The sequence below is a fragment of the Enterobacter cloacae complex sp. ECL414 genome (assembly GCF_021869685.1).
GTDB lineage: Bacteria > Pseudomonadota > Gammaproteobacteria > Enterobacterales > Enterobacteriaceae > Enterobacter > Enterobacter kobei.
Genome location: NZ_CP091481.1, coordinates 2,404,435 through 2,430,148, shown reverse-complemented (window position 1 = coordinate 2,430,148; position 25,714 = coordinate 2,404,435). Strand labels below are relative to the sequence as shown.

Below are 25,714 nucleotides of genomic sequence, written 5' to 3'. Positions count from 1 at the left end.
TTGTAACTAAAATAGATTCTATTTAAACCCGGCCGCAGCCGGGTGACGTGATTAGCAAAGTGGTTTCACCGCTGCGCGCATTCCCTTCAGCAAAATGTCATCAAGATCCAGCGTCACCTGGTCCACCAGGCCGTTCACCTGCGTCAGGTCCAGCTCCCAGTGCTCTCTCTCGCTCAACACAGCCTGCACCAGTTCACGGGTACTTATCTGATTATCGCGGTGCCGCGCCCATAACTGCTGATAACATTCCAGCCAGTTCGCATCATCCTGTACCGGATAGCCCTCCCCGTTACGCTCCGCGCGATAAAACGCAATCAGGGCCGCTAACGCAAACGTCAGACGGGATGGTAACTGCCCCCTGACCTTCTGCCCGGCCAACAGCTGCGGCAGAATGCGGGTGCGGTATTTAGTCATGCCGTTGAGCGCAATCGAGAGCAACTGGTGTCTGATGTAAGGGTTCCGAAAACGCCCTGTTACCGCGCTGGCGAACGATTCAAGTTCATCACGTGGCAGATCGAGGACCGGAATAATTTCCTGATAAATCGCTTTTTCGACGAAGGCACAGATATCGGCATCATTCATCGCCTCACCGACCGTATCCAGCCCCGCCAGGAACGCGACCGGCACCAGTGCCGTATGCGCACCATTCAGGATGGCGACTTTGCGCTCTTTGTAGGGTTTGATGTCATCCACAATCAGCACATTAAGCGGATACTTATCCAGACGCAGTTCTCGGGCAAGGAATGCAGGCCCCTGAATAACAAACAGGTAGAAGTGTTCTGCCGTATCCAGGAATGCATCGTGATATCCCAGCTCAGCTTCCAGCGCGGCCGCCTCATCGCGCGGGTAACCGGTCACAATACGGTCAACCAGCGTTGAGCAGAAATGGTTTGCTTCATTTAGCCACTGGATGAAAGCGGCAGGCAGCGCCCACTCCTGCGCATAACGCAAGACCAGTTCACGCAAGGCATCTCCGTTGTAGTCTATCAGCTCACACGGAATGATGATCCAGCCCTTATCGGTCGCACCATTGAAGTGGCTGAAGCGCTCAAACAGCAGGCGCGTCAGTTTCGCCGGATAGCTCACGGCAGGCGCATCGTCGAATTTGTCACCCGCGTGATAGCCGATCCCGGCCTCGGTGGTGTTCGAGAAAACAAAACGCATATCGGGGTTGTGGGCCAGTTTCAGGAACGCATCATACTGGCTGTAGACGTCGATCTCCCGGTTAACCGAGCGGATAAGACGGCTCTCACTTACCGTTTCGCCCTGCTCATTCAGGCCGCGAATGATGGTGGTATAGAGGCCATCCTGGGTGCTCAGCGAGGGCGGGAAAGCACTCTGAATGGGGCGAACGATAACCACACCGGCATTGAGATCGGTATGTTCATTTAGCAGGTCAATTTGCCAGTCGACAAACGCACGCAGGAAGTTGCCTTCACCAAACTGGATGATGCGTTCAGGGTATTGAGCACCGGGAAAATCACGACGGTTAAGCGTGTTCACAATGGGTTCCTTTTATGATTAGTCATACAGCCTGATAAGATTGGTACGATAACTTATCAAAACTTTCCGACCAGGAACCCTGTTTCGATCAATTCACGGCGTGGTTGTGACGAAAATTATAAGAATTTGTAGAACACGGACGTCGCCGTCATGGCACCGTCCGGCATCAGGGCGTAGCGCGGGATCTCACCGACCTTTTGCCAGCCGGCACGCTGATAAAACGTCTCAGCGCCGCTGCCGGTGGAGGTATCGAGTACCAGAACCGAAATATTTCTGGCGCGGGCTTCAGCCTCAAGCGCTTCCATCAGCGCCATCGCGGCCCCTTTGCGACGCGCTTTTTCATGTACCAGAAGTTTTGCCACATCGGCACGATGAGGTTGATTCTCTGGCTGGTCAGTAATCAGTTGCACCGTTCCGATAACGCCCAGCTGGGGATCAACGCTGGCAAGCACAACGCGCTCATGGCGCCCTACGCTTTCAGCAATACCGAGCCAGAATGAACGGGCCTTCTCGAGGCTAAACGGCAACATGAAGCTGACGGATGCGCCGCCGGTCACGCAGTTTTCGAGGATCCCGGCCAGCGCATCAAGATGAGTGAGAATGTCGTCACGGGTGAAGTTTTGGATATGCAGTGAGGTATTCATTGTTTGTCCTTACGTTGAATACCCACACTTTGCATTTAACATTTTCTTAACGCAATCGGGTCAGTCATACGCTTTTGTTATATCACCGCCCGCGCTGCCGCTGCTGCTTCATGGCATACATTTTTGCATCGGCATCGTTGAGCCACTTTTGCAGGTCGTTACTGTTGTGATCAAATTCACTCAGCCCCCAGGAGAACTTCAGCGACCATGGGTGTAACTTGCGCGCATTGTAGTTTTCGACCTGCTCGGCGAGATACTGCATGGCAATCCACGCCCCCTGCTCATCCGTGTCGGCAAACAGCACCGCAAACTCATCGCCACCGAAACGAACCAGCAGATCCGCTTCACGGAAAGAGGTACGCATCAGTTGCGCCATGACTTTAAGCGCCTTATCCCCCTCCTCATGCCCGTAACGATCGTTAATCTCCTTGAACCGATCCAGATCCAGCCATCCGAGCGTCAACGGCTCAGCACGGCGTCGGGCAATGGAAAGTGTGAACCGCACAAGCTGATTAAAGCCGCGTCGGTTGAATAACCCGGTCAACTCATCCGTGGTCGCCGCGCTGATGGCGGCAAATTCATCCTCAGCCAGCGCGCCCAGGTCACCCAGTACGGCGAGATCGGCCGCTGAAAACTCGCGAGGAGCGTAATCAATCAGGCAGAGCGAGCCAACGCTTGCGCCGTCTCGTAAGCGCAGCGGGAAGCCCGCGTAAAAACGCACGCCGGGCTCACCGGCCACCAGCGGGTTATCCGCGAACCGGTCATCCTGAAGCATATCCCCTACCACCAGCGGAGCTTCAGTGAGGATCGTATGGCCACAGAAAGAGATGTTACGCGGAACGGAACCGGGTGCCTGTCCATCCGCCGATTTCACGATCAGCGAGTGCTCATCAATAAGATTGACCATCGCCAGTGGCACCTGGAAAAAGCGTTTCGCCAGGCGCGTTAAGCGGTCAAACGCCGGGGAACTGTCGATCTCAAGCAGACCCGATTCGCGCAGCGAGTGAAGTCGGTCTGTTTCATTTTCAGGTGTTGCAGGTGCTTTCATAATGTCTCCTGACGTAAAGCGTTACTCAAAGCGTAGCTTAAACAGAGACATTGTCAGTGTGCGAATATCCTGTTAAGCCGCTATCTAATTCACGTCAATGCCTTATAACGATTAACGCAACTCAGTTTCACTCCCGGCACTGGCGGCAAGTTGCTCATCCGCCAGCCGGGCGCTGGTACGATTTCGACCCGCCTTTTTTGAACGATAAAGATGATCGTCCGCCTCGGCCATCAGCTTGTTGAAGACCTCCGTCAACTGCCATGACTCCGCCTTTCCGCTTCCGAGGCCAATACTGACCGTCAGATAAAGCGTCTGCTGACGCCAGGTGAAAGGATGGCTGGCGACGGTACTCCTGATACGTTCCGCCAGTGCATAGCCGTGTTGTTCATCGCCCGAATTGACGACCACAGCAAACTCCTCTCCCCCCATGCGGGCCACCATCCCGTCTTCGCCAACGACCTGCTGAACCTGGCGGGCAAAGGCTGCCAGCACGCGGTCGCCGCACTCATGACCGTAGTTATCATTGATGCTTTTGAAGTAATCAATATCGAGCAGCATGACGGTCAGAAAACGTGGATGACGGTGCGTTTCTTCGCGTTTTAGCGCCTCGTAAAGCCCGGAACGAGAGTAGACGTGGGTCAGAAAGTCATAATCCGCCCGCAGGGATACCTGACGGATCAGGGAATTAATCGCCGCCATGCTGACGGAGACCATCACCGGGCAGATCGCCATCGTGGCAATACCCAGCCGCGCAGAAAACATCATCGGGGTCGAGAGCGGCGTCGCCACGGCGATATTTATGATGGAGTTGGCGACCAGAATGATTTCAATCGCCCCTGTAATAAACGTCAGCAGGCAGGTCGCAGGCAGCGAGTAGCGTACCGCACACCAGATAAGCGCAGGCAGCGGAAATGCGAGGCTTCCCGCTCCGCCAATCACCACCGAGGCAGCCACCGAAACAACCAGCGCGACGATCGGTAACAGTTTCTCCAGATTTACCCTGAGTTCCCGCACCGGCAAACCGAGGGTAAGTATGCACGGCACAACGAGTACGCCAGTGGAGAATTGTTCGCTAAACCAGTCGGCAAACAGCGGCCAGAAGGTATGACTGTCTATCCCCACGGACCCGAACGCACCGAGCAAGGCACACAGCAGCGCAGCAATCAGGCAGTAGTTAAACAGCCGTAATGCGTTGAGCGGATCGGGGGTTTTCTTCATCAACCGTCTGTCACGCTGAACCAGCACGGCGACAACGACGATAAAGATCATATTAGACAGGTTTATGACCACCGAGGCCATTCCCCAGTTAGTCGTCACCGCGTCGTACATCAGCATCGCGACATAACATACCGCGTAGTAATGCAGGCGATGCAGAAACACATAACGGGCAAAGATCCCTGCCATAACGCCATTCAGCGGCCAGAACAGGGATAAGGCCTCGACCAGCCGCAATTCCGCGCCCACAAAATAAAAGAGAGTGGTGAGAATAAATATCGCCGAGGCATTACGCAGCGGCGTGTCGGGTTGGAACAACCTGAAGGCGGTGAGAGCAGAACGCATTAAATATCATTCCATATGAATGCTTATGGCAAATATTGCGGTCGTCAGCATGATCGGGACTAACTTAACCTGCATCTATAACACAATTACAACAGGATCATAACTCGTCAAATTTGGCTGTTCATCTGTATCACCAGCCAGTGGTGGATCACGCTGACGATATAATGTTGTTGCTGCGCAGTCAGTTGCACGCCCTGGGGAATATTATGCCATTTTGCCAGACAGCCCCGGCAGCAGGTCGCCGTGGCATGCTGGGCGATAAATACCGGGTGACCGCGCATGGGCGTCTGTTTACCGTCGTTGGCAGGTTGCGCCGGTGCAAGGCGTTTTTTAACGAAATCCGCAGCATGCTGGTCAATGGTGTCGGGTCCTTTGTCCCAGCAGTACTGCCGTTCTTTATTGCCTAAACGAAAGCGCGAGCGAAACGTCGATCGCGCCAGGCGGGAAAAAAGCGGATCCAGGTCGGACATCAGTATACGGAACGTCCCAGACGTTGGGTCAGTTTCTCCAGCACCGCCACACCGGCAAGTGAATTTCCCGTTTCATCCAGCTCCGGGCTCCAGACGGCAATCGCCATTTCATGCGGCACAATCGCCACGACCCCGCCGCCAACGCCGGATTTGGCCGGAAGCCCAACCCGCCAGGCAAACTCGCCCGCGTTTTGATACATGCCGCTGGTCGCCATCAGGGCGTTGACCTGCCGCGCCTGCAGTGGGGAAACGACGTCCTGATCGAGATGCGGCGCGTGCCCCTGGTGCGCCAGAAACAGGAACGTCTGGGCCAGCTCAACGCAGCTCATTTTCAACGCACAGTAGTGGAAGTAGTTTTGCAGTACGGTCGCCACGTCGTTATGAAAGTTGCCGAAGGATTTCATCAGCCAGGCGATGGCCGCGTTACGGGCGGAGTGCTCAAACTCCGAGCGGGCCACTACCGAATCATAGGCAAGATCGTCAACGCCCGAGAGCTGACGAACAATCTCCAGCATTCGCTGACGCGGTGCGCTGAGACGGCTTTGCAGCATATCGCAGACCACCAGCGCCCCGGCATTGATAAAAGGGTTACGCGGTTTACCCTGCTCGATTTCAAGCTGAAGCAGCGAGTTGAAAGGCTGGCCGGACGGATCTTTACCGACACGCTGCCAGATCTCGTCTTCCTCGTACTGGCGCATCGCCGCAACCAGGCTCAGCACTTTCGAAATTGACTGAATCGAAAAACGTTCAGTGGCATCCCCTGCCTGGTATCGCTGTCCGTCGATGGTACAGATCGCAATCCCCAGCTTATTCCCGCTGACCGAGGCAAGAGCCGGAATATAGTCGGCAACCTTACCCTTTCCCAATAACGGACGAACCTGCGCCAGAATCTCGTCCAGCATCTCATTATGGATGACCGCAGCCACTCTTTGCTCCTTGCCCTCAGGCTAAAACGGGCTGCGAGTATAACAGAGGCTTATGTATTGCGTCAGGCGCTAAGACGAAAACGCGAAACGGCCTGCAATAAAAGATCGGATTGCTTTTGCAGCCGCTCAGAGGCCTCTGAAGCGTCAGAAACCAGCAGATCCGTCTGGCGGGAAACCTGATTCAGCGCCTGAAGCTGACGCGTCATCTGGTGAATACTCTCCCCCTGGCTGAGCGTAGCGGTTGAGATTTCATTCAGCAAACTGCTTAAGTTACCGACCAGACCGGTGACCTGCTGCAAATTGTCTTCCATCAAATTCACCGCGCGGGATCCGTCTTCAATGCCCTGCAAAGAGCGATTGATAAGTTCCTGGATGGTCTGCGTTGAGTGGCTACTCTTTCTGGCAAGCAGGCCGACTTCCCGGGCGACAACGGCAAACCCGCGTCCATGGTTACCGGCATGGGCGGCTTCAATGGCGGCGTTTAACGCCAGAATATTGGTCTGAAACGCCACGCTGTCGATCATCGCCACGATCCCGCGCATTTCAGAAGATCGCTCGACGATCGCCTGCATGGACGCATTCACGGTCGACATCATCTGGTCACCGCCTACCGCGGCCTGACGCGCTTCGTCCGCGCGCGAGCTGGCGAGTCTGGCGTAGCCGGTATTCCCTTCCACATGCGTTTCCAGCGTCGCGATATGGGTCGTGACCTCTTCCAGCTCTTTTGCCTGACGCGCCGATTGCTGATACAGCTTCTGATTCCCCTGCGCCAGGGAGCCGATATTTTCAACCATTGCGGTCGTGGCATGGCTGACCTGGGTCACCAGCTGCTGCAGACCGTGCTGCATGGTGGCGATACTGTCGCTAAGCTGCCCCGTCTCACGATTAAAACGCCTGACGGCAGGCGGCGTACCGGAAAGATCTCCGGCTGCCAGTTGGTTAATATGCGCAATCAGTCGACGTAACGGCGTGATCACCCACCTGGACATGCCGAACCAGACGGCAACGGCGATGGCGAGCAGTAAAACCGGCGCAAACAGGAACAACGTCTGCAGCCTTGAAAGCTGCGTCATAAGTCCCTGACGCCCCTGCATGGCCTGCTTCTCGCTGGCCTGCTGATAACGGGCGTAGTTATAGTTGAAGTCGCTCTGAAACGCCTGGGCCGGGACAGCAAAAAAGGCATCAATGGTGTGGGTTCTGACAAGCGCTTCCGATTGCTCTTTAATGGCACCGTAGAAAAGCTGATAGCTGTTCACCAGGGCCTCATCTTCCGGCGGATTGAGTGCCCGCCAGGCTTGCCACGCCTGCTGAGAAACCGCCAGCGACGCTTGCGCCTCATCCATCAGACTGTGCCAGCTTCCTTCTGAACCGGTCTCTTTATCCTGCATAAACCAGACGCCGGAGCGGTTAAGCAGATCGCTTGCCGCCAGCAGGGAGACACGCGCCAGATCAAGCTTGCTCTGTTGCTGATACGCCAGCAGATTTTGCTGCTCGTTGCGCTGAGCGTCCTTCAGGGAGGCGTTAAGCAGAAAAGATGAGGAGAGTTGCAGTGCGGAGAAAAGGCCAATAATACAAAAGATACCCGTCAGCAGGCCAAATTGACGTGGGATACAGCGCTGCGCAATACGACGAAAAATTTGCGTTAGGTTCATGATTTTCTTCAGTAACAAGACGTTAGACGCGTGCGAGTCTACGAAACGAAAATGACAGAACCATTGCAGAGAAATGACAGTGGCCCTCAAATTGAGGGCCACTACAAACGAATTACACTCTGTTCTTCCACACCGTCTGCACGTTACAGAATTCATGCAGGCCGAAATGGGAGAGCTCGCGGCCAAAACCACTCTTCTTCACACCGCCAAAGGCCACGCGCGCATCGCTGGCGCTGTAACCATTGATAAACACCCCACCGCACTCCAGCTCGCGAGAGAATTTATCCGCAAGCGCGGCGTCGGCGGTGAAGACCGTAGCAGAGAGGCCAAAGTCGCTGTCGTTTGCCAGCGTCAGGGCGTGCTCAGCATCTTTCGCGACGGTAATAGCCGCTACCGGACCAAACAGCTCCTGGCGGAAGGCCGTCATCGACGGCGTGACGTTCGCCAGCACGGTAGGCGCGTAATAATTCCCCTCGCCGCTGATTTTCTCTCCGCCCAGCAGCAGCGTGGCCCCCTCAGCCAGGGTGGCCTGAACCTGCTGATGCAGTTCATCGCGCAGGTCAAAACGCGCCATCGGGCCAATGTAGTTCTCTTCTTCATCGGGTGTGCCCATCTTCAGGGCGGCTACGCCCGCGACGAAGCGTTGGGTAAAGATATCCGCAATACCCTCTTCAACAATAAAGCGTTTGGCGGCCGCGCACACCTGCCCGGTATTCTGATAGCGACCCGCCACCGCCGCTTTCACGGCGAGATCCAGGTCAGCGTCGTTGAGCACGATGAACGGGTCAGAGCCGCCCAGCTCAAGCACGCATTTTTTCAGCGCAGCACCTGCCTGGGCACCAATTGCGGCCCCGGCACGCACGCTGCCGGTCACGGTCACCGCCGCAATGCGACGGTCGTTAATCGCCTGGCTTACGCCGTCATTGGTGGCATTAACCCAGCCAAAAACGCCTTCCGGGAAACCGGCATCCGCAAAAATCTGTGCGATAAGATCCGCCGAGCCAAGCACGTTTGGCGCGTGCTTAAGCAGATAGCTGTTACCTGCCAGCAGGATCGGCACCGCCCCGCGCAGTACCTGCCAGAGCGGAAAGTTCCACGGCATCACCGCCAGAATCGGCCCCAGCGGGCGGTATTCAATAACCGCGTTGTGGTTTTCCACCTGGGTTGGCTCTGCATTCAGCATGGCCGGGCCGTGTTCCGCATACCAGTCACACAGACCCGCAGATTTTGCCACTTCCGCCCGCGCCTGCAGAACCGGTTTGCCCATCTCCCGGGACATCATCCGGGCCATCTCTTCCGCACGATGACGCAGCGCAGCACCGAGATCGCGCAGCTTCTGCGCCCGCCAGGCGACGCTTTCGCTCCGCCACTGACGAAAACCGGCATCAGCCCGGGCGATAGCCTGTTCAACCTCTTCCTGTGTCGCCCACGGATACGCGGCGATCGTTTCACCCGTAGCCGGGTTAACAGACAGGGCATGTGTAGCAGATGAATAAGTCATGATGTTCTCCACGCATTTCGGTTGATTAATTGTGGCTCACTCTGCTATTTCTTAGAAATGAATAATACTAACCACCTTATTCACGAAACGAGAATGCTATGGATTTAACCCAGCTTGAAATGTTTAACGCCGTCGCGCTGACGGGGAGCATCACCCAGGCGGCGCAGAAGGTGCATCGCGTTCCCTCGAACCTGACAACACGAATCCGCCAGCTGGAGGCCGATCTCGGCGTTGAGCTGTTTATTCGTGAGAACCAGCGTTTGCGGTTATCTCCCGCCGGGCATAACTTCCTGCGCTACAGCAGACAGATTCTGGCGCTGGTGGATGAAGCGCGTATGGTCGTCGCGGGGGATGAACCACAGGGGTTATTTGCTCTTGGCGCGCTGGAAAGCACCGCCGCCGTGCGCATCCCTGAATCGCTGGCGCAGTTTAACCAGCGTTATCCGCGCATCCAGTTTGCCCTCTCTACCGGCCCTTCCGGAACGATGATAGAGGGTGTACTGGAGGGAACGCTGAGCGCCGCCTTTGTTGACGGGCCACTGTCACACCCGGAACTGGAGGGGATGCCGGTCTACAGGGAAGAGATGATGCTGGTCACGTCTGCCGGGCATACGGAGGTCACACGCGCCACGCAGGTGAGCGGCAGTGACGTTTATGCCTTTCGCGCCAACTGCTCATATCGCCGACATCTGGAGAGCTGGTTTCATGCAGACGGTGCGACGCCTGGCCGCATTCACGAGATGGAGTCCTATCACGGCATGCTCGCCTGCGTCATTGCGGGCGCGGGCATCGCGCTGATGCCGCGCTCCATGCTGGAAAGTATGCCAGGACATCATCAGATTGAGGCCTGGCCGCTGGCTGAAAACTGGCGCTGGCTCACCACCTGGCTGGTGTGGCGACGGGGGGCGATGACCCGCCAGCTGGAAGCGTTTATAGCGCTGCTAAACGAACGTCTTCAACCAGCGCCTTCTCCATAAACAGGCTAAGCGGGTCGTCAACATAGGGGGCAAATGCCGGGCGCAGTTCGTACCCGCACTGTTCATACAGACGAACCGCAGCGTGTTGTTTTATCCCTGTCTCCAGCCGTACCGTGTGGCAATGACGGCTCAGGGCCTCATCTTCCAGAGCAGCCAGCAGCCTCTCTCCCAGATGCTGTCCCCGGTGGGTCGGGTCAATATAGACCCGTTTCATCTCACCGGTTCCATCCCCGTTAAGCACGATGGCTCCACAGCCAACGGCCTGAAGCTGCTGGTCGCGAATGATCATCAGGATAAGCGATGCGTCGGGCAGCGCTGAAAGATCGAGCAGATGATTGCTCTCTGCGGGATAAAGTTCGCTCTGATAGCGGTCAAGGGCTGCAATCAGTGTGAGGATGTCCGGATGACGAGCGGATTCAGAGGTAATGGAATACATGGCAGGCTCCTTGCTGTTTTTATTTTAAAATAGCGCAGCTCTGCCATGGCGCTTCATAGTATTAACTTATCGCGCTGCCCGGCTAGCGCAAAAAGATACGGCCTTTCAGATACAACGTGGCCTGACCGGCGATCAACACGCGATCGCCCTTCAGTTCACAGCGCAGATCGCCGCCACGATACGACACCTGACGTGCGTTCAGTGACGTTTTACCCAGCTTTTCGCTCCAGTAGGGGATCAGCATGCTGTGCGTGGATCCGGTAACCGGATCTTCCGGCACCCCTTCGCCCGGGCAGAAAAAGCGGCTGACGAAGTCATAGTCTTCTCCAGGCGCCGTTACGCAGACCATTTTCCCCAGCGGAACCATTGCCGCGATATCCGGCGTGAGTGCCTCCACCTGCTGCTGGCTCTCCAGCACCACGATATAGTCTCGTCCGGCGCGTACCTCTTTCGCCTTTGTAATGCCCAGCGCGCTGAACAACGCTGCCGGGGGATTATCGACGGCCTCCGTCGGCCACGCAGGGAAATTCAGCGTCAGCCAGTCGCCGCTGCGCTTGACCGTCAGCTCGCCCACGAAGCGCGTGGTAAAATGAATTTCGGTATGCGGATAATCCAGATATTCAAAAATCACGTGTGACGCCGCGAGGGTCGCGTGTCCGCACAGGTTAATTTCGTGCAGCGTGGTAAACCAGCGCAGTTCAAACCCGTCGTCGGTTCGCACAAAAAAGGCGGTCTCAGACTGATTATGCTGCTGCGCCATTTTAAGCAGCGTCTCATCGGACAGCCACTCCTCCAGCGGGCAAACCGCCGCCGCATTACCGCCAAACGCCCTGTCGCTGAAGGCATCCACCAGATAAAAATCAATTTCCTGCATTGTCTCTCCCTCTCTTGTTATCAGTTTTTAACGCAGATAGACCGTGCCTTTCAGGTAGCACGACGCCTGACCGCTCATCAGCACCCGTTCCCCTCTCAGCTCACAACGCACGTCACCGCCCCGCGCCGACACCTGACGGGCAAACAGGGTCGTTTTGCCCAGTGTTTCACTCCAGTAGGGGATCAGCATCGTGTGCGCGGACCCGGTGACCGGATCTTCCGGGACGGAAACGCCCGGTGAGAAGAAGCGGCTGACAAAGTCATATTCCCCCTCGCCCGGTGCCGTCACGCTAACTTTGTGCTCACCCGGTGTCATCGCAGACAGGTTCGGCATAAGGGCTTCAACCTGCTGGCGGTTTTCCAGGACGATCACCCACGCGCGCCCTTTACGGGCGTCAACGTAGTGGCGGATACCCAGCGCCGCGATCATCTCTGGCGGTGGCGTCTCTTTATGTGTCGGACACGCCGGGAAATCCAGCGTCATCCACTCTCCCTCCCGGCTGACCGTCAGGCGGCCAGATGCGGTGTCGAAGTGGATCCGCGAGTCGGGATAATCCAGTTCATGAAACAGGACGTACGCGGCGGCCAAAGTGGCATGCCCGCAGAGATTGACTTCGGTGAGCGTTGTAAACCAGCGTAGCTCAATGCCCCCTTTGCTGCAGACGAAAAAGGCCGTTTCCGATTGATTATGCTGTTGCGCCATTTTCAGTAGCATTTCATCGGGTAACCATTCTTTCAGCGGACAAACCGCCGCCGGATTGCCACCAAACGATGTATCGCTGAACGCATCCACCAGATAAAAATCAATCTCCTGCATTGTCTTACCGCCTATTTTTGTTGTGTTGTTCTTTTATATTCAATGAAAACACCCTCCCCGGCTACCGCTTTCACAAGGTAAATATTGAGATCTGCGTCACATAATGGTTGAGTTTTCGCCGTATGACGTTTTAAGATCGTCTCCTCTTCTTTCCAGCAACGAATCTCCGACATCCCTATGACAACGAACACAGTTTCCCGCAGGGTTGCGTGGCTACGCGTGGTCACGCTGGCCATTGCCGCGTTTATTTTCAACACCACAGAGTTTGTTCCGGTTGGGCTGTTGTCTGACATTGCCGACAGTTTCCAGATGAAAACGGCTCAGGTGGGCATTATGTTGACCATCTACGCCTGGGTGGTGGCGCTGATGTCATTGCCGTTTATGCTGCTGACCAGCCAGATGGAGCGGCGCAAACTGCTGATCGGTCTCTTCGTGTTGTTCATCGCCAGCCATGTTCTGTCGTTTATGGCGTGGAATTTTACGGTGCTGGTCATGAGCAGGATTGGCATTGCATTCGCCCATGCGGTGTTCTGGTCGATCACCGCGTCGCTGGCTATACGCCTGGCCCCGGCGGGTAAACGCGCCCAGGCGCTGAGCCTGATTGCCACCGGCACCGCGCTGGCGATGGTGCTGGGTCTGCCGATTGGCCGTATCGTGGGGCAATACTTCGGCTGGCGTACGACCTTCTTCGCCATCGGCATGGGGGCACTGGTTACGCTGGTGTGTCTGATTAAGCTGCTGCCCGCGCTGCCGAGCGAACACTCTGGCTCGCTGAAAAGCCTGCCGCTGTTGATGCGTCGCCCTGCGCTGCTGAGTATCTATCTGCTTACCGTAATCGTGGTGACCGCCCATTACACGGCATACAGCTACATTGAACCGTTTGTTCAGGTGGTGGCAGGCTTTAGCGCCAATTTTGCCACCCTGTTACTGCTCATCCTCGGCGGTGCGGGCATTATCGGCAGCGTGCTGTTTGGCAAGCTGGGTAATCAGCATGCTTCCTTGCTTGTGAGCGGCGCCATTGGCCTGCTGCTCGCCTGCCTGCTGTTGCTGATGCCCGCTGCGGGCAGCGAAAACCATCTGGCGATCCTGAGCCTGTTCTGGGGCGTGGCGATCATGATCATCGGCCTTGGCATGCAGGTAAAAGTGCTGGCGCTGGCACCGGACGCGACGGACGTTGCCATGTCACTGTTCTCGGGGATATTTAATCTGGGCATCGGCGCGGGCGCGCTGGTGGGAAATCAGATTAGCCTTCATGTCTCGATGTCGGCGATTGGGTATCTGGGCGCTATTCCGGCCCTGGTCGCGCTTATCTGGTCAGTGCTCATCTTCCGCAAATGGCCGGTGGCGCTGGAGGAACAAGGTCAGCACGGGTGACGTTTGTTTGTGCCGGGTGGCGCTGCGCTTACCCGGCCTACAAGCCTGTAATAACCCAGGCCGGGTAAGGCGAAACCGCCACCCGGCAATCACCTCAGTGGTAAGTTTTAATAATCTCCAGCACGCCGTTAATAATAAACTGTACGCCCATACAGACCAGTAAGAAGCCCATCAGACGGGAAATAGCTTCGATACCGCCCTTACCTACCCAGCGCATAATCGCACCGGAACTGCGCAGTGACCCCCACACAATGATCCCGATAATCGCAAATATCAGCGGTGGCGCAACCGTCAGGACCCAGTCCGGGAAGGTGGCGCTATCACGGACCGTAGAGGCGGAACTGATGATCATCGCGATGGTACCCGGCCCCGCCGTGCTCGGCATAGCCAGCGGCACAAAGGCAATATTTGCACTCGGTTCGCTTTCCAGCTCTTCGGATTTGCTTTTGGCTTCCGGCGACTCATGCGCTTTCTGCGCCGGGAACAGCATGCGGAAACCGATAAAGGCGACAATGAGTCCCCCGGCGATGCGCAGGCCAGGGATGGAAATCCCGAAGGTGTTCATCACCACCTGTCCCGCATAGTAAGCCACCATCATGATGGCAAACACATAGACGGAAGCCATCATTGACTGATGGTTACGCTCGGCGCTGTTCATATTCCCTGCCAGCCCGAGGAAAAGCGCAACCGTCGTTAACGGGTTTGCCAACGGCAGCAGCACCACCAGCCCAAGACTCACTGCTTTAATTAAATCCAACATAATGCATCGTCGTCCTTATCCATATTCATCCCCGCAAGTATAGGGGGAAAGTGTGACGTTAAGCCATCTGCGCAACGTAACGATTATTTTCCGTAAGTAAGGATAACCCTGAGTTATCTATATGATTTGAAAGCGTTCAAAAAAAGTTCATGAAACGTTTTAGCAATTCGTGGCATCGGCTGATTCATTCAGTTGACTTATACTTGCCTGAGCAATAATATCTGCCGTGACTAAACTACTTGCCAGGGCAACCATTGTGAAAAGCACCAGTGATATCTTTAACGACGTTGTTCCGCTGGGTCGTCTTATTCATATGGTTAACCAGAAAAAAGATCGCCTGCTCAATGACTATCTGTCACCGCTGGATATCACCGCAACACAGTTCAAAGTGCTGTGTTCCATTCGCTGCGAAGTGTGTATCACGCCGGTTGAGCTGAAAAAGGTGCTCTCTGTCGATCTGGGTGCGTTAACCCGCATGCTGGATCGTCTCGTCTGCAAAGGATGGGTAGAACGAAGCCCTAACCCGAATGACAAACGCGGCGTGCTGGTCAAGCTCACCTGCGATGGCGCGGCCATGTGCGAGCAATGTCATCAATTAGTAGGACAAACACTGCATCAGGAACTAACAAAAAACTTAACGGCAGATGAAGTGGCAACCCTTGAGCTTTTGCTGAAGAAAATACTGCCGTAAACAGAAAAGAGGTATGACGATGTCCAGACGCAATACTGACGCTATCACCATTCATAGCATTTTGGACTGGATCGAAGATAACCTGGAATCGCCGCTCTCCCTTGAAAAAGTGTCAGAGCGTTCAGGTTACTCCAAATGGCACCTGCAACGGATGTTCAAAAAAGAGACCGGCCATTCACTAGGTCAATATATTCGCAGTCGCAAGCTGACGGAAATTGCCCAGAAACTGAAAGAAAGCAATGAGCCGATCCTTTATCTGGCAGAGCGTTACGGATTTGAATCACAGCAAACCCTGACGCGTACGTTTAAGAACTATTTTGACGTGCCGCCTCATAAGTACCGAATCACCAGCGTACCCGGAGAATCCCGATACCTGTATCCGTTAAAACATTGTAGTTAATCATCGCCTGTAAAAGACGTAACCGAGGAAATCATGAAAGTTATCGCCTCCGCCGCCCTCGCCTTGCTGGTGCTGTTTTCCAGCCAGACCTTCGCGGAGCAAACCCCAGGTGCAACGCAGCAAAATAATCGTGGCACGATGATTTTGCCGTCAGCACATGACCAGTCACCCTATGATTTCAACCACATGGGGACTGGTAGCGACAAATCCGACGAATTAGGCGTGCCTTATTATAATCAGCACGGCTTCTGATTCGTTTTTGCCCCGCCACTGCGGGGCTTTTTTATGCTCTAGCCTCTGACGCGCGCCGCCCGCCGTACCCGCAAGCCAAACACGTTGATATACAGCCCCGCCATAATCAGCACTGCCCCCAGCAACTGCAGCGCGCTCAGCGTTTCATCCAGCAATAGCGCCGCACTGGCGAGCCCAACCACCGGCACCAGCAGAGACAGGGGCGCCACGCGCCAGGTTTCATAACGCCCCAGCAGCGAACCCCAGATCCCATAGCCCACAATCGTGGCGACAAAGGCCAGATAAATCAGAGAAAGGATCGTGGTCAAATCGATATCGACCAGGCTTCTCAGCATCACATCCGGACCATCCAGAATAAACGACGCCGCCAGAAACGGGATGACCGGAATTAACGCGCTCCAGACCACCAGCGACATCACCTGCGGCCGCGCCGCGTGCTGCATAATCAGTTTGTTGAAGATATTCCCGCACGCCCAGCTCAGCCCCGCCGCCAGCGTAAGCATAAAGCCCAGCAGCGCCACATCCTGACCATTCAGGCTGGCTTCAATCAGCACCAGTACGCCAAACACCGCCAGCGTAATCCCCGCCAGCTGTTTGCCCTGCAAACGTTCGCCAAATACGAACGCACCGAGAATGATGGTAAAGAACGCCTGCGCCTGCAAAACCAGTGAGGCAAGACCGGCAGGCATACCAAACTTGATGGCGCAGAAGAGAAACGCGAACTGGCCAAAGCTGATGGTCAGGCCATAGCCCAGCAGTAATTTGAACGGGATTTTTGGACGCGCAACAAAAAAGATCGCCGGGAACGCCACTAACATGAAACGCAAACCGGCCAGCATAAGCGGGGGCATATTGTGCAATCCCAGCTTAATGACGACAAAATTGAGCCCCCATACTACGACCACCAGCAACGCCAGCAGTCCGTCTTTACGCGTCATACCCTGCCCCTGAATTATTAATAATTTGTTAACACTTCAAGGTACCAGAAAAAAGGACGCTGCGAGAAGATCATTAATTCTGGCAGGCAGCTGAAGCACTTACGGATAAACCAGGTGCTATACAAGCCCCTTATGTCATGGTAATCCTGTTAACACACCTCTAATAAAAGCATAAGCAACTGTCGGGCAGAAATATGAAACCATCTCTCAGGCGCTCAACCGCAGCGCTGCTGGCATCGTCATTGTTGTTAACCATCGGTCGGGGAGCGACGCTGCCGTTCATGACCATTTATCTCACGCGCGTCTACAACATGAGCGTCGAGAATATTGGTTATGCCCTGACGATTGCGCTGACCATCGGCGTGGTGTTCAGCCTGGGATTTGGCATTCTGGCGGATAAGTTTGATAAAAAACGCTACATGCTGATTGCGATCGTGGCGTTTATTGCCGGATTTGTCGCGATCCCGCTAGTGGATAACGTCACGCTGGTGGTGCTGTTCTTTTCCCTGATCAACTGCGCCTACTCCGTATTTTCGACGGTGCTGAAAGCCTGGTTCTCCGACGTGCTCACCTCAAGCCAAAAAGCGCGTGTTTTCTCGCTCAACTATAGCTTCCTGAACATTGGCTGGACGGTCGGCCCGCCCATCGGCACCCTGCTGGTGATGTACAGCTTACAGCTGCCCTTCTGGCTGGCCGCTTTTTGCGCCGCGCTGCCGCTCGCGTTTATCCATTTCTTTGTGCAAAAAAGCGTCGCGCTGGATACCGCCGAGGAAAAAATGCCCTGGCAGCCGTCGGTGTTGCTGAAAGACCGCGCCCTGTTCTGGTTCACCCTCTCCGGCCTGCTCGCGTCGTACGTGGGCGGATCGTTCGCCAGCTGCATTTCGCAGTATGTTCTGGCCGCCCACGCCGACAGCGATTTCGCGCAGAAGGTCGTCGCCGTGGTGCTGCCCGTTAACGCCGCCGTGGTGGTGACGCTGCAATACGCGCTTGGGCGCAAGATTTCCGCCAGCAATATTCGCCCCCTGATGACCGCCGCGACGCTGTTTTTTATCCTGGGGCTGGGGGGCTTTATGCTCTCCGGGGAGAATCTGATTTACTGGGGTATCGCTGCCGCGATCTTTACGCTGGGTGAGATTATTTATGCGCCGGGTGAATACATGCTGATCGACAACATCGCCCCGCCGGGGATGAAGGCAAGCTATTTCTCCGCACAGGCGCTGGGCTGGCTGGGCGCGGCCGCAAACCCGATGATCACCGGGATTATCCTGACCAACCTGCCGCACTGGTCGCTGTTTGTGATTATGATGGTCGCCATCGTGATTGCGTGGCTGATGATTTTGCGTGGGATGAGCGTGAAGGCGTGGTGCGAGTCACCCAAGATAGCGTAGCAATTTGTAGGCCGGGTAAGCCGTAGCCGCCACCCGGCAATAAAGCATCAGTGGTGCAACATTTCTTCTACCACCTGCTCTTTGTACATCTCATTCGGATAATAGGTCGGCCAGTTATCCATCTCTTTCAGCAGCGCCTCGTGGGAGGTGTTGCCCATAAAAATATGGAAGTGCGAGGACGCTTTCGGCCCGATGGTATGGTCGCTGAACTGCACAAACTTCGGCGCCGTGCTGCTGGCATCCTGACACTCAAACAGATAGCGAACGCCTTTTTTGCCTGACGCATAGGTCAGAATTTTGTAGCCGCTGTAATTATAATGGCAACGGCTAACCGCTTTGCCCTTGTGGAACTCCATCACGTTATTTTCAATGCCAATGGCATCCACGTCCGTCGCATAGCCTTTACGATAATAGGCTTTCACCTCGTCGAAGGTTTTGCTTTTATCCTTCTGCGCTTTCTGTTTGAAGACCGGATCCAGCGATCCCTCCAGCAGGAAAGGATAAACGGACTGCCAGGTACCGTCCCAGTCAGACAGCGCTCTGTCCTTCACGTTTTTATCCTCAAACACGCCGTTCGCCGCTTTCTGCTCCGCTTCGGTCATCTGATGACCGTGCGAGTGCGCTAACAGCTGGCCGCTGACCAGCAGCGCCCCCAGAGTCATGATCCATTTACCAGCATGTGCAGCCAAAATAACCCCCTCATTCCGTTTTATAAGAATGAGAATGTTATATTATAACATTTCAAATCGCAACCAACCCGCGAACGCCCTCCTGCGCCATGTTTTCCCCCCGTCCACGCTGGATAATGGTGCCGCGTGACATCAGGAGATAGCTGTCGGCCAGCTCGGCGGCAAAGTCGTAAAACTGCTCGACCAGCAGGATCGCCATATCGCCTCTGTTCGCCAGCGTGCGGATCACCTGGCCAATCTCTTTTATCACCGAAGGCTGAATGCCTTCCGTCGGTTCATCCAGAATCAGCAGCTGCGGGCGGCTTGCCAGCGCACGGCCAATCGCCAGTTGCTGCTGTTGTCCGCCGGAGAGATCGCCTCCGCGGCGGTGCTTCATCTCTTTGAGCACCGGGAAAAGCTGCCAGATCTCCTCCGGTACCTGCTTCGCCTCGCGGGCGGAAAAGCGCGACAGCCCCAGCAGAAGATTTTCTTCCACGGTCAGGCGCGGAAAAATCTCGCGTCCCTGCGGGACATACGCCACGCCAGACTGTACCCGCTGGTGCGGTTTGCTGTGGGTGATCGTCTTACCCTGCCAGATGACCTCCCCGGTTTTCGCCGGGATCAGCCCCATCAGACACTTCAGCAACGTCGTTTTCCCGACGCCGTTGCGCCCCAGCAGGCAGGTGACTTCTCCGGTGGCGGCCTCAAAACTGACGCCGCGCAGGATATGGCTGCCACCGTAATACTGATTCAATTCGTTAACCTGTAACATCTTGTCTCCTTAGCGCCCCAGATAGACCTCAATCACCTGCTCGTTGGCCTGCACCTCGCGAAGCGAGCCTTCGGCCAGCACGCGCCCCTGATGTAATACCGTCACGTGGTCGGCAATGGTTTCGACAAAGCCCATGTCATGCTCCACCACCATCAGGGAGTGCTTACCCGCCAGGGTTTTGAACAACTCGGCGGTGTATTCCGTCTCTGCGTCGGTCATCCCGGCGGCGGGTTCGTCCAGCAGCAACAGATGCGGATCCTGGACCAGCAGCATACCTATCTCCAGAAACTGCTTTTGCCCGTGCGACAGCAGCCCGGCGCGGCGATCGCGTTCGTTGCCAAGACGCAGTAAAACCAGCATCTCATCAATGCGATCGCGTTGTTCACCATTGAGTTTTGCCCGCAGGCTCGCCCAGACGGATTTATCGGTTTTCATGGCGATCTCAAGGTTTTCCCACACCGTCAGCGCCTCAAAGACCGTGGGTTTCTGGAACTTTCGCCCAATCCCCTGACGGGCTATGGCCGCAGGCTCCAGCGCGGTCAGGTCGATCGATTGATCGTAAATAGCCCTCCCGCTTTTTGGTCTCGTTTTGCCGGTGATCACATCCATCAACGTGGTTTTACCGGCTCCGTTGGGGCCAATCACGCAGCGCAACTCGCCCACGCCGATATTCAGCGAGAGATCGGTCAGCGCCTGGAAACCGTCGAAATTGACGTTAATGGCCTCAAGCTGAAGCACCGGATCCGTCTGGTCACGGTAGCGGTCGCCGGGCAACTGGCGGGTAAATAATCCTTCCGTTGGCTGCATTATTTCTCTCCCTTACGAAACAGACCGTAGACACCGCGTGGTAAGAACAGCGTGACGGCGATAAAAATCAGCCCCAGGAACAGCTGCCAGTACTCCGGCATGGCGACGGTGAAAAAGCTCTTCGCCCCGTTCACCAGCGCCGCGCCAATCACCGGCCCCACCAGCGTGCCGCGCCCGCCCAGCGCCACCCAAATGGCGGCTTCTATCGAGTTCGTCGGTGACATTTCACCGGGGTTGATAATGCCCACCTGCGGGACATAGAGCGCCCCCGCCAGGCCACACAGCACCGCGGACAGCGTCCAGACCAGCAGTTTGAACCCGCGCGGGTCGTAACCACAGAACGTCAGACGGTTTTCTGCGTCACGAACGGCGGTCAGGATTCGGCCAAATTTGCTTTTTGCCAGCGCAAATCCCGTCCCCAACGCCAGGAGCAGCAACAGTACGGTCGCCAGAAACAGTGCAATACGCGTGGAGGTTTCCGTCACCGAAAATCCGAGCAGCGTGGTAAAGCCGGTGAAGCCGTTATTGCCGCCAAAACCGGTCTCGTTGCGAAAGAACAGCAACATCCCTGCATAGGTCAGCGCCTGGGTCATAATCGAGAAATAGACCCCTTTGATCTTCGAGCGGAAGGCAAACCAGCCAAACACCAGCGCCAGCAGCCCCGGCACCATGACAATCAGCACCAGCGCCCAGGCGAAGTGTTGGGTGCCCCACCAGAACCACGGCAGCTCACTCCAGGAGAGAAATGACATAAACGCGGGCAGACCGTCACCCGCCGCCTGGCGCATCAGATACATGCCCATCGCATAACCGCCGAGTGCGAAAAAGATACCGTGCCCAAGAGACAGCATACCGGCATAGCCCCACACCAGATCGAGCGCCACCGCAACGATGGCATAGCAGAGGATCTTACCCGTCAGCGTCAGCATCCAGGTCGATAACGCCAGCGGATGCGTTGCAGGCAGTAAGGCGAAAAACGGTAATATCAGCAGACACGCCACCAGCAGGCTGCCTGCGATCTGCGTTGTGCGTGGCGCTTTGCGCGCCAGCGTTAAGGTAAGCGGCTGGCTCATCAGTCAATAACCCTCCCTTTCAGCGCAAATAACCCCTGAGGACGCTTCTGAATAAACAGCACGATCGCCACCAGAATCACGATCTTGCCCAGCACCGCGCCCATCTGTGGTTCAAGGATTTTATTGAAAATGCCCAGACCAAAGGCCGCGGCCACGCTCCCTGCCAGCTGGCCCACGCCACCGAGCACCACCACCAGGAACGAGTCGATGATGTATCCCTGGCCCAGCTCCGGTCCGACGTTACCCAGCTGGGATAATGCCACGCCGCCTAACCCGGCAATGCCGGAGCCCAGCCCGAATGCGAGCATATCGACACGCCCTGTCGGCACCCCACAGCAGGCAGCCATGCTGCGGTTTTGCGTCACCGCGCGCACGTTTAGCCCCAGACGGGTTTTATTCAGAATCAGCCAGGTAAAGAACAGTACCAGCAGCACAAAACCCAGCACCACAATACGGTTCCACGGCAGCGTCAGGTTGGCGAAAACCTGTACCCCGCCGGAAAGCCATGCCGGGTTCGCCACCTCCAGGTTCTGGGCGCCGAACGTCATGCGCACCAGCTGGATAAGCATCAGGCTGATGCCCCACGTTGCCAGCAGCGTTTCCAGCGGACGACCGTACAGATGACGGATCACGGTGCGCTCCAGCACCATTCCGATTGCCGCCGTCAGGCAGAACGCGACCGGTAAGGCGATAACCGGATAGAGCGCCAGCCACTGTGGCGCGAGGCTGGTCATGGCCTGCTGCACCATCCAGGTGGCATACGCGCCCAGCATCAGCATTTCACCGTGCGCCATATTGATGACGCCCAGCAGGCCGTAGGTGATAGCCAGCCCCAGCGCAGCCAGCAGCAGCACCGAACCGAGGGAAAGCCCCATAAACGCCTGACCCAGCAGATCGCCCCACATCAGGCGGTGCGTAATCTGGTTAAGGCTCTCTTCGGCAGCGGCGCGAACGCCGGCGTCCGGCTCGGTCTGCGCCTGGGTATACGGGGTGAGTCGGGACACCACGTCCGGATCGTCGGACTGGCCTAACAGTTCAGCAGCGTGGCGACGCACCTCCGCCTGCGGGCTTGCCAGCTGGAGATTCGCCACCGCCAGCAGCAGCGTCTGACGCGCTACCGCATCCGTTTCACGGTTTACCCGATTTTCCAGAAAAGCGAGCATCGCAGGTTGCGCATCTCGCTGCAGTTGACGGGCCGCCGCCCGCCTTTCCGTGACACTGTCACTGACCAGCTGATGCGTAGCGATAGCCGTGGCAGCAAGTACGCGCAGTCGGTTCGTCAGCCGTACCGCTTTGGTCTGCCCTTCAGTCGCCTTTGCTTCACCGAGGGGAACCATTCCGCCATTACGCTGCGCAAAAGCGTGCTTTTGGCTGTCGGTATACAGGTTTTCCTTTTGCAACGCCTGAAGCAGCGGCAGCCTGGCGGCATCCGGCGCGGCGGCCCACTGCGTCAGTAATTCCGCCTGCTGGGTGCGGCTGGCAGCAACGAAACGATCGGCATCCGATGCCTGCGCCATCCCTGGCAGCAGTCCGGTAAGCCATATAAGAGCGACGATCGTGCGCATGACGTTCATGGCTTGTCTCCCTGAGGTGATGGCTTAGTTGCTGGCGGTTTTCATCGGCTGGTCGGGCTTTTTGTCATTCCCGGCGATGAACGGACTCCACGGTTGTGCGCGGACCGGCTGTTCCGTCTGCCACACCACGTTGAACTGGCCGTTGCCTTCAATTTCACCGATCATGACTGGCTTATGAAGATGATGGTTGGTGGCATCCATGGTGAGCGTAAAGCCGGAAGGCGCTTTAAACGATTGGCCGGCCATTGCGGCACGCACTTTATCTACGTCGGTCGTCCCCGCTTTTTCCACCGCCTGCGCCCACATATGGATCCCTACGTAAGTGGCTTCCATTGGGTCGTTGGTGACGACAGTGTCGGCATTCGGCAGTTTGTGCACTTTCGCATAGGCTTTGTAATCCGCCACGAAGGCCTGGTTAGTGGGGTTGTCCACGGACTCAAAATAGTTCCACGCAGCCAGGTTACCCACCAGCGGTTTGGTGTCGATACCGCGCAGCTCTTCTTCACCGACGGAGAACGCCACTACCGGCACGTCGGTTGCTTTCAGCCCCTGGTTTGCCAGCTCTTTATAGAACGGCACGTTGGAATCGCCATTGATGGTCGAGACCACGGCAGTTTTGCCGCCTGCGGAGAATTTCTTGATGTTGGCGACAATCGTCTGGTAGTCGCTATGACCAAATGGGGTGTAAACCTCTTCGATGTCCTTATCCTCAACGCCTTTCGAATGCAGGAACGCACGCAGGATCTTGTTGGTGGTGCGCGGGTAGACGTAGTCGGTGCCCAAGAGGAAGAAGCGTTTCGCCGCGCCGCCGTCTTCGCTCATCAGGTATTCCACCGCCGGGATGGCCTGCTGGTTCGGTGCGGCACCGGTATAAAAGACGTTGGGTGACATTTCTTCACCCTCATACTGCACCGGATAGAACAGCAGGCCGTTCAGTTCCTCAAAGACAGGCAGCACCGATTTACGCGAAACGGAGGTCCAGCAGCCAAACACCACCGCGACTTTATCCTGGCTCAGCAGCTGACGCGCTTTCTCGGCAAACAGCGGCCAGTTTGAAGCGGGATCCACCACCACCGGCTCCAGTTTTTTCCCCAGTACGCCCCCTTTGGCGTTGATCTCGTCAATGGTCATCAGCGCGACATCTTTCAGCGGGGTTTCGGAGATGGCCATCGTGCCGGACAAAGAATGCATGATCCCCACTTTGATGGTATCGGCCGCCTGCACACCAAAACTCATTCCCATCGCCGCGACGGACGCGGATAACGCAAAGGCTTTTAATAAGGTACGACGCTGCATATTTTCACTCCTGAAAAAGAACGCTGTGCAAAAACGTCCGTTACGGCATGGACGCGGAAAAAAATGTGTCAGCGAAGCAGGAGCAAAAAGGATGCCAGAATGAACATTGCGCTATGGCGGGAGATTGAACGCGGGATGTAAAGAGAACGACTCAGAATGGCACAGCGCTGCACTTTTATAATGCAGCGCTAGGGCGGTGTTTTTACCAGACTTCACTGGCGATCTGTGTCACCAGACGGACTTTGTCCCACTGCTGAGTTTCACTCAGGCTGTTGCCCTCTTCGGTCGAGGCAAAGCCGCACTGCGGGCTGAGGCAGATCTGCTCTTTGGCCACGTATTTTGCCGCCTCTTCCAGACGGGCTTTAACCCCTTCCGGGTTCTCCAGCTCTCCGTTTTTGGTGGTTATCAGACCCAGCACCACCTGCTGCTTGCCCGGGCGAATAAAGCGCAGTGGCGCAAAATCACCGCTGCGGTCGTTATCATATTCCAGGAAGAAGGCATCTACGTTCACCGTACCGAACAGCACTTCCGCCACCGGCTCGTATCCCCCTTCCGAAATCCAGGTTGAACGGAAGTTGCCGCGGCAGACATGCAGCCCGATGGTCAGATCGTCCGGTTTACCTTCCAGCGCCTTGTTCAGCACGCGGGCGTAGATCTGCGCCAGCTCATCGGCATCATCGCCGCGCTCGCGGATCTGACGACGCTGATCGTCCGAACAGAGGTAGGCCCAGACGGTGTCGTCAAGTTGCAGGTAACGGCAGCCTGCATCATAGAAGGCCCGGATAGCGTCGCGCCAGGTGGTCGCCAGATCGTCAAAATAGACGTTCAGGTCCGGGTAAACCGTCGCGTCGATATCTTTGCGGCCGCCGCGGAAATGAAGCACGCTTGGGCTGGGAATGGTCATCTTCGGCTGCGCATTACCGCTGATGCTTTTCAGATAGCGGAAATCGTCCAGCATCGGATGATCGCCAAAGCCCAGCTTGCCGGTGACGCGCACGCCGTGGGCTTTGGTCTGTACACCGTTGAACTGAATACCCTGCTGCGAATCGTAACGCTCAACCCCCTGCAGGCCATCGAAGAAATCGAAGTGCCACCAGGCACGGCGAAATTCACCGTCGGTCACCACATGCAGACCGCACGCACACTGCTGCTCGACGACGTGGCGAATGGCATCGTCCTCCACCGCGCGAAGCTGTGCGGCATCTATCTCACCGCTGGCGAACTTCAGGCGGGCCTGTTTAATGGCATCCGGACGTAAAAAACTGCCTACTACATCGGCGCGGTATGGGGCGTGCTGTCGTTGCATGGAAATCT

The 25,714-nt window shown here is 56.2% G+C and carries 26 protein-coding genes; 6 read left to right on the top strand and 20 right to left on the bottom strand.

The annotated features are described in order from the left end of the window. Positions 1 to 51: 51 nt before the first annotated feature. From L3068_RS11785 to sad, 8 genes are all read right to left on the bottom strand, one after another. On the bottom strand, positions 52 to 1,503 hold the full coding sequence (locus tag L3068_RS11785) for a tagaturonate reductase (RefSeq protein ID WP_117581683.1): 1,452 nt from the start codon (positions 1,501 to 1,503) through the stop codon (positions 52 to 54). A gap of 116 nt (positions 1,504 to 1,619) precedes the next feature. Beyond that, on the bottom strand, positions 1,620 to 2,147 hold the full coding sequence (locus L3068_RS11780) for a GNAT family N-acetyltransferase (protein ID WP_023338319.1): 528 nt from the start codon (positions 2,145 to 2,147) through the stop codon (positions 1,620 to 1,622). Positions 2,148 to 2,229: 82 nt separating this feature from the next. Next, the gene (locus L3068_RS11775) at positions 2,230 to 3,195 is read right to left on the bottom strand and encodes a sensor domain-containing diguanylate cyclase (protein WP_058690768.1); all 966 of its coding nucleotides are present in this window, start codon (positions 3,193 to 3,195) and stop codon (positions 2,230 to 2,232) included. Between the two features lie 111 nt (positions 3,196 to 3,306). Continuing rightward, entirely contained in the window at positions 3,307 to 4,755 is a 1,449-nt protein-coding gene (locus L3068_RS11770) for a sensor domain-containing diguanylate cyclase (protein WP_117581681.1), read from the bottom strand. A 107-nt stretch (positions 4,756 to 4,862) separates the two neighbouring features. Beyond that, positions 4,863 to 5,225, bottom strand: a complete 363-nt coding sequence (locus L3068_RS11765) for a DUF4186 domain-containing protein (protein WP_023337293.1) — start codon at positions 5,223 to 5,225, stop codon at positions 4,863 to 4,865. Further along, a complete protein-coding gene (glsB, locus tag L3068_RS11760; protein WP_014883834.1) occupies positions 5,225 to 6,151 on the bottom strand; it encodes a glutaminase B in 927 nt (308 codons plus the stop codon). The genes L3068_RS11765 and glsB overlap by 1 nt, the downstream gene beginning before the upstream one ends. A gap of 62 nt (positions 6,152 to 6,213) precedes the next feature. After that, positions 6,214 to 7,803, bottom strand: coding sequence for a methyl-accepting chemotaxis protein (locus L3068_RS11755; RefSeq protein ID WP_117581679.1), 1,590 nt, complete (start codon positions 7,801 to 7,803; stop codon positions 6,214 to 6,216). A gap of 112 nt (positions 7,804 to 7,915) precedes the next feature. Continuing rightward, positions 7,916 to 9,304, bottom strand: a complete 1,389-nt coding sequence (sad, locus tag L3068_RS11750) for a succinate-semialdehyde dehydrogenase (protein ID WP_045268147.1) — start codon at positions 9,302 to 9,304, stop codon at positions 7,916 to 7,918. A 98-nt stretch (positions 9,305 to 9,402) separates the two neighbouring features. Here sad and ptrR point away from each other — a divergent pair, with 98 nt between their 5' ends. Continuing rightward, positions 9,403 to 10,281, top strand: coding sequence for a putrescine utilization regulator PtrR (ptrR, locus tag L3068_RS11745; protein WP_117581677.1), 879 nt, complete (start codon positions 9,403 to 9,405; stop codon positions 10,279 to 10,281). On the opposite strand, the gene L3068_RS11740 is transcribed toward ptrR, so the two are convergent. The 3 genes from L3068_RS11740 to L3068_RS11730 all read right to left on the bottom strand — a co-directional run bounded on the left by L3068_RS11740 (position 10,235) and on the right by L3068_RS11730 (position 12,407). Further along, positions 10,235 to 10,717, bottom strand: coding sequence for a GNAT family N-acetyltransferase (locus tag L3068_RS11740; RefSeq protein ID WP_023330415.1), 483 nt, complete (start codon positions 10,715 to 10,717; stop codon positions 10,235 to 10,237). The genes ptrR and L3068_RS11740 overlap by 47 nt on opposite strands. An 82-nt stretch (positions 10,718 to 10,799) precedes the next feature. Then, positions 10,800 to 11,591 carry a PhzF family phenazine biosynthesis protein gene (locus L3068_RS11735; RefSeq protein ID WP_117581675.1) on the bottom strand — a complete coding sequence of 264 codons (792 nt, stop codon included), beginning with the start codon at positions 11,589 to 11,591 and terminating at the stop codon, positions 10,800 to 10,802. A gap of 27 nt (positions 11,592 to 11,618) precedes the next feature. Continuing rightward, a complete protein-coding gene (locus L3068_RS11730) occupies positions 11,619 to 12,407 on the bottom strand; it encodes a PhzF family phenazine biosynthesis protein (protein ID WP_045282102.1) in 789 nt (262 codons plus the stop codon). Positions 12,408 to 12,584: 177 nt separating this feature from the next. Here L3068_RS11730 and L3068_RS11725 point away from each other — a divergent pair, with 177 nt between their 5' ends. Next, positions 12,585 to 13,781: a sugar transporter gene (locus L3068_RS11725; protein ID WP_087529323.1), complete on the top strand. Its 1,197-nt coding sequence runs from the start codon at positions 12,585 to 12,587 to the stop codon at positions 13,779 to 13,781. Positions 13,782 to 13,875: 94 nt separating this feature from the next. Here the strand turns inward: L3068_RS11725 and L3068_RS11720 are convergent, their stop codons facing one another. Beyond that, positions 13,876 to 14,541, bottom strand: a complete 666-nt coding sequence (locus L3068_RS11720; protein ID WP_014883826.1) for a MarC family NAAT transporter — start codon at positions 14,539 to 14,541, stop codon at positions 13,876 to 13,878. A 256-nt stretch (positions 14,542 to 14,797) separates the two neighbouring features. Here L3068_RS11720 and marR point away from each other — a divergent pair, with 256 nt between their 5' ends. Genes marR through marB form a run of 3 tightly spaced genes read left to right on the top strand, consistent with a single transcriptional unit; the run spans position 14,798 to position 15,884 of the window. Continuing rightward, entirely contained in the window at positions 14,798 to 15,232 is a 435-nt protein-coding gene (gene marR, locus L3068_RS11715; protein ID WP_014883825.1) for a multiple antibiotic resistance transcriptional regulator MarR, read from the top strand. Positions 15,233 to 15,251: 19 nt separating this feature from the next. Beyond that, entirely contained in the window at positions 15,252 to 15,632 is a 381-nt protein-coding gene (gene marA / locus L3068_RS11710; RefSeq protein WP_008502237.1) for an MDR efflux pump AcrAB transcriptional activator MarA, read from the top strand. 33 nt (positions 15,633 to 15,665) lie between these two features. Next, positions 15,666 to 15,884 (top strand): multiple antibiotic resistance protein MarB, encoded by a 219-nt coding sequence (gene marB, locus L3068_RS11705; protein WP_014883824.1) that lies wholly within the window; start codon positions 15,666 to 15,668, stop codon positions 15,882 to 15,884. Positions 15,885 to 15,922: 38 nt separating this feature from the next. On the opposite strand, the gene eamA is transcribed toward marB, so the two are convergent. After that, positions 15,923 to 16,822 carry an O-acetylserine/cysteine exporter gene (eamA, locus tag L3068_RS11700; protein WP_014883823.1) on the bottom strand — a complete coding sequence of 300 codons (900 nt, stop codon included), beginning with the start codon at positions 16,820 to 16,822 and terminating at the stop codon, positions 15,923 to 15,925. Positions 16,823 to 17,016: 194 nt separating this feature from the next. Between eamA and ydeE the strand changes: the two genes are divergently transcribed. Continuing rightward, positions 17,017 to 18,210: an efflux MFS transporter YdeE gene (gene ydeE, locus L3068_RS11695; protein WP_087529322.1), complete on the top strand. Its 1,194-nt coding sequence runs from the start codon at positions 17,017 to 17,019 to the stop codon at positions 18,208 to 18,210. Positions 18,211 to 18,257: 47 nt separating this feature from the next. Here the strand turns inward: ydeE and zinT are convergent, their stop codons facing one another. From zinT to L3068_RS11660, 7 genes are all read right to left on the bottom strand, one after another. Then, on the bottom strand, positions 18,258 to 18,899 hold the full coding sequence (gene zinT / locus L3068_RS11690) for a metal-binding protein ZinT (protein ID WP_117581673.1): 642 nt from the start codon (positions 18,897 to 18,899) through the stop codon (positions 18,258 to 18,260). Between the two features lie 52 nt (positions 18,900 to 18,951). Beyond that, positions 18,952 to 19,650 carry an urea ABC transporter ATP-binding subunit UrtE gene (gene urtE / locus L3068_RS11685; RefSeq protein ID WP_014883820.1) on the bottom strand — a complete coding sequence of 233 codons (699 nt, stop codon included), beginning with the start codon at positions 19,648 to 19,650 and terminating at the stop codon, positions 18,952 to 18,954. A gap of 9 nt (positions 19,651 to 19,659) precedes the next feature. After that, positions 19,660 to 20,457, bottom strand: coding sequence for an urea ABC transporter ATP-binding protein UrtD (urtD, locus tag L3068_RS11680; protein WP_023330407.1), 798 nt, complete (start codon positions 20,455 to 20,457; stop codon positions 19,660 to 19,662). Further along, a complete protein-coding gene (gene urtC / locus L3068_RS11675) occupies positions 20,457 to 21,530 on the bottom strand; it encodes an urea ABC transporter permease subunit UrtC (protein ID WP_023330406.1) in 1,074 nt (357 codons plus the stop codon). The genes urtD and urtC overlap by 1 nt, the downstream gene beginning before the upstream one ends. After that, positions 21,530 to 23,104 carry an urea ABC transporter permease subunit UrtB gene (urtB, locus tag L3068_RS11670; RefSeq protein ID WP_047344234.1) on the bottom strand — a complete coding sequence of 525 codons (1,575 nt, stop codon included), beginning with the start codon at positions 23,102 to 23,104 and terminating at the stop codon, positions 21,530 to 21,532. Before urtB ends, urtC begins: the two co-directional genes overlap by 1 nt. A 24-nt stretch (positions 23,105 to 23,128) precedes the next feature. Further along, positions 23,129 to 24,400 (bottom strand): urea ABC transporter substrate-binding protein, encoded by a 1,272-nt coding sequence (gene urtA / locus L3068_RS11665; protein WP_045282099.1) that lies wholly within the window; start codon positions 24,398 to 24,400, stop codon positions 23,129 to 23,131. A 202-nt stretch (positions 24,401 to 24,602) separates the two neighbouring features. Continuing rightward, positions 24,603 to 25,706: a cobalamin-independent methionine synthase II family protein gene (locus L3068_RS11660; protein WP_023330403.1), complete on the bottom strand. Its 1,104-nt coding sequence runs from the start codon at positions 25,704 to 25,706 to the stop codon at positions 24,603 to 24,605. Positions 25,707 to 25,714: the final 8 nt, after the last annotated feature.

Coding starts and splice junctions, on each gene's coding strand:
- L3068_RS11740 (WP_023330415.1), bottom strand. CDS start 10,717: ATGTATTCCATTACCTCTGAATCCGCTCGTCATCCGGACATCCTCACA.
- L3068_RS11660 (WP_023330403.1), bottom strand. CDS start 25,706: ATGCAACGACAGCACGCCCCATACCGCGCCGATGTAGTAGGCAGTTTT.
- marB (WP_014883824.1), top strand. CDS start 15,666: ATGAAAGTTATCGCCTCCGCCGCCCTCGCCTTGCTGGTGCTGTTTTCC.
- L3068_RS11780 (WP_023338319.1), bottom strand. CDS start 2,147: ATGAATACCTCACTGCATATCCAAAACTTCACCCGTGACGACATTCTC.
- L3068_RS11755 (WP_117581679.1), bottom strand. CDS start 7,803: ATGAACCTAACGCAAATTTTTCGTCGTATTGCGCAGCGCTGTATCCCA.
- L3068_RS11730 (WP_045282102.1), bottom strand. CDS start 12,407: ATGCAGGAGATTGATTTTTATCTGGTGGATGCGTTCAGCGATACATCG.
- ptrR (WP_117581677.1), top strand. CDS start 9,403: ATGGATTTAACCCAGCTTGAAATGTTTAACGCCGTCGCGCTGACGGGG.
- L3068_RS11770 (WP_117581681.1), bottom strand. CDS start 4,755: ATGCGTTCTGCTCTCACCGCCTTCAGGTTGTTCCAACCCGACACGCCG.
- L3068_RS11720 (WP_014883826.1), bottom strand. CDS start 14,541: ATGTTGGATTTAATTAAAGCAGTGAGTCTTGGGCTGGTGGTGCTGCTG.
- L3068_RS11735 (WP_117581675.1), bottom strand. CDS start 11,591: ATGCAGGAAATTGATTTTTATCTGGTGGATGCCTTCAGCGACAGGGCG.
- sad (WP_045268147.1), bottom strand. CDS start 9,304: ATGACTTATTCATCTGCTACACATGCCCTGTCTGTTAACCCGGCTACG.
- urtA (WP_045282099.1), bottom strand. CDS start 24,400: ATGCAGCGTCGTACCTTATTAAAAGCCTTTGCGTTATCCGCGTCCGTC.
- eamA (WP_014883823.1), bottom strand. CDS start 16,822: ATGACGCGTAAAGACGGACTGCTGGCGTTGCTGGTGGTCGTAGTATGG.
- urtE (WP_014883820.1), bottom strand. CDS start 19,650: ATGTTACAGGTTAACGAATTGAATCAGTATTACGGTGGCAGCCATATC.
- L3068_RS11765 (WP_023337293.1), bottom strand. CDS start 5,225: ATGTCCGACCTGGATCCGCTTTTTTCCCGCCTGGCGCGATCGACGTTT.
- urtC (WP_023330406.1), bottom strand. CDS start 21,530: ATGAGCCAGCCGCTTACCTTAACGCTGGCGCGCAAAGCGCCACGCACA.
- urtB (WP_047344234.1), bottom strand. CDS start 23,104: ATGAACGTCATGCGCACGATCGTCGCTCTTATATGGCTTACCGGACTG.
- L3068_RS11775 (WP_058690768.1), bottom strand. CDS start 3,195: ATGAAAGCACCTGCAACACCTGAAAATGAAACAGACCGACTTCACTCG.
- marA (WP_008502237.1), top strand. CDS start 15,252: ATGTCCAGACGCAATACTGACGCTATCACCATTCATAGCATTTTGGAC.
- urtD (WP_023330407.1), bottom strand. CDS start 20,457: ATGCAGCCAACGGAAGGATTATTTACCCGCCAGTTGCCCGGCGACCGC.
- ydeE (WP_087529322.1), top strand. CDS start 17,017: ATGAAACCATCTCTCAGGCGCTCAACCGCAGCGCTGCTGGCATCGTCA.
- L3068_RS11725 (WP_087529323.1), top strand. CDS start 12,585: ATGACAACGAACACAGTTTCCCGCAGGGTTGCGTGGCTACGCGTGGTC.